At 50.2% G+C, this 2,848-nt stretch carries 1 protein-coding gene and 1 pseudogene; both read right to left on the reverse strand.

All coding sequences use genetic code 11. The features are described 5' to 3' along the window. Positions 1–2,452, reverse strand: a 2,452-nt coding sequence (locus tag F6K38_RS38755) for a tetratricopeptide repeat protein (RefSeq protein WP_287360249.1), incomplete at its 3' end; no start/stop codon positions are given. Further along, positions 2,452–2,848, reverse strand: a pseudogene (locus F6K38_RS38760) (NB-ARC domain-containing protein); the annotation flags it as partial. The pseudogene F6K38_RS38760 and the gene F6K38_RS38755, both read right to left, overlap by 1 nt.

Genomic DNA, 2,848 nt, shown 5'->3' on the forward strand with positions numbered 1-2,848 from the left:
CGTTAGTTTGAGCCGATTTGCCAAATTGGGATCTTCCCAATAGATTCTTCAAATTACCGGAAATAGTGCGGGTTGTAGGATGTTCCTTTCCCAACTGCTTGACAGCAATCTGTAGAGCCTGTTGGTAAAGGAGTTTAGCTTCTTGGTAGCGCCCCTGGCTTGAGTACAGAGAAGCCAGGTTGTTGAGGCTTTGTGCTACATTTGGGTGTTGTTGACCCAGCAAGCGTTGCCTCAACTCTAATGCTTCGAGGTAGAGGGTTTCGGCCTGTTCGTATCGCCCCTGACGCTCGTACAGTACTGCCAGGTTGTTGAGGCTGGTGGCCACATCTGGGTGTTGTTGACCCAGCAGGCGTTTCTTCAGCTCTAAGGCTTCGAGGTAGAGGGGTTCGGCCTGTTCGTATCGACCCTGGCGCTCGTACAGTACTGCCAGGTTGTTGAGGCTGGTGGCCACATCTGGGTGTTGTTGACCCAGCAGGCGTTTCCTCAGTTCTAAGGCTTCCAGGTAAAGGGGTTCGGCCTGTTCGTATCGACCCTGGCGCTCGTACAGATAAGCCAAGTTGTTGAGGCTAGTGGCCACATCTGGGTGTTGTTGACCAAGGAGGCGTTTCCTCAGCTCTAAGGCTTGCTGGTACAGGGGTTCCGCTTCTTGGTACCGCCCCTGGCTCTCGTACAGTCCTGCCAGGTTGTTGAGTGTGGTAGTCACATCTGGATGTTCTTGACCAAGGAGGCGTTTCCTCAGCTCTAAGGCTTCCAGGTAGAGGGGTTCCGCTTCCCAGTAGCATCCCTGGCGCTCGTACAGATAAGCCAGGTTGTTGAGGCTGGTGGCCACATCTGGGTGTTGTTGATCCAGCAGGCGTTTCCTCAGCTCTAAGGCTTGCTGGTACAGGGGTTCCGCTTCTTGGTACCGCCCCTGACTCTCGTAAAGTCCTGCCAGGTTGTTGAGGCTTTCTGCCACATCTGGGTGTTGTTGACCCAGCAGGCGTTTCCTCAGGTCTAAGGCTTGCTGGTACAGGGGTTCCGCTTCTTGGTACCGCCCCTGGCTCTCGTACAGTACTGCCAGGTTGTTGAGGCTGGTGGCTACATCTGGGTGGTGTTGACCCAGCAAACGTTTCCTCAGGTCTAAGGCTTGCTGGTACAGGGGTTCCGCTTCTTGGTAGCGTCCCTGGCTCCAGTATACTAAAGCCAGGTTGTTGAGGCTGGTGGCTACATCTGGGTGGTGTTGACCCAGCAGGCGTTTCCTCAGGTCTAAGGCTTGCTGGTACAGGGGTTCCGCTTCTTGGTAGCGTCCCTGGCTTGAGTACAGTCCGGCCAGGTGGTTGAGGACGATTGCTACATATGGGTGCTCTTGACCCAGGAGGCGTTGCGTCAGGTCTAAGGCTTGTAGGTAAAGGGGTTCCGCTTCTTGGTACCGCCCCTGGCTTTTGTACAGTCCGGCCAGGTTGTTGAGGCTGGTTGCCACATTAGGGTGGTGTTGACCCAGCAGGCGTTTCATCAGGTCTAAGGCTTGCTGGTAAAGGGGTTCGGCTTCTTGGTAGCGCCCCTGGCTTTTGTACAGTCCGGCCAGGTTGTTGAGGCTTCTTGCCACATCTGGGTGTTCTTCACCCAGCAGGCGTCTCCTCAGGTCTAAGGCTTGCTGGAAGAGGGGTTCGGCTTCTTGGTAGCGCCCCTGGCTTTTGTACAGTCCGGCCAGGTTGTTGAGGCTGGTGGCCACATCTGGGTGTTGTTGACCCAGCAGGCTTTGCCTCAGGTCTAAGGCTTGCTGGTACATCGGTTCCGCTTCTTGGTAGCGCCCCTGGCTCTGGTACAGTAAAGCCAGGTTGTTGAGGCTTTCTGCTACATATAGGTGTTCTTCACCCAAGCGCTCTCTAACCGTTGATAAGCATTGCTGATACCAAGGCAATGCTTGCTGGTAAGCTCCTTGACCCTGGTAAAAGCGGGCTAAGCCCACAAAAGGCCAGATTAAATCTTCGTCATTTAAGTAATCCTTGTGCTTAGTGACAACTTCCACCAGGTGAGGGATAGCAGGAGTAATTGCTAGAATGTCTGACTGAGTTGGGGTATGAGGAATATCCTTTGCTATTGCTACGATAGCTGAACAAAAGCCCTGTTTGAGGATTTCAATATCAGCTAATTGTTCCCCCTTGATACTCAAAAATTCTCTAATCCGTTCCTGAAGTTGGTAGGTATTATCATCCAACTTCTGTAGTAAATACTTTTGAACTAAGATATCACGATTAACTACCAAATCAAAGTTTAAGCTAGCAGCTGAAGCAGCCTGGGATACTAATGACCAGGAAATAGGAGCTAAAGCAAATAAACTCAAGAGACCAGCCATGGTTTGAGCTGAAGACTGTAAAGAATCCCAATTGAGTTCCAGCACAACATCTGTTGTACTACAGTCACCTTCTTGAGATTGCTTTTGCTCTAGGAGCAATAAAATTTCTTCTAGCATCATGTACTCCCTGGCTTTGAGAACAGCCCTGCCAAAGTGTATAAAGCTAAAGGTTCAAAGCGAACTTTTTGACAGAGTGTTTTGGCAAACTCTAGCTCTTGTTGATCAAACTCTTGCCTTAACAAGTTTGCTAATAATTCTAGAGCCTCTGTTTCTGGTAATCCCCCTAGAGGAATTGACGCATAGGGTAACTGTGAGCTACGTGTAGTGATTAATACCCTGAATCGAGAACCCATGGGCGGTAAGTAGTCTTTGATTTGCTTGATATCAGTGACATTATCGAAAACCAATAAAACTTTACCTGGTTGCCACTTTCTCCAGCAATAAGCCAGTTGGCTAGCAATGCTGAGATTTTCAGGAATCTTAAAACTAGGAAAATCATTCACAAATGCAAAT

It is taken from the genome of Moorena sp. SIO3B2, assembly GCF_010692525.1.
Lineage (GTDB): Bacteria > Cyanobacteriota > Cyanobacteriia > Cyanobacteriales > Coleofasciculaceae > Moorena > Moorena producens.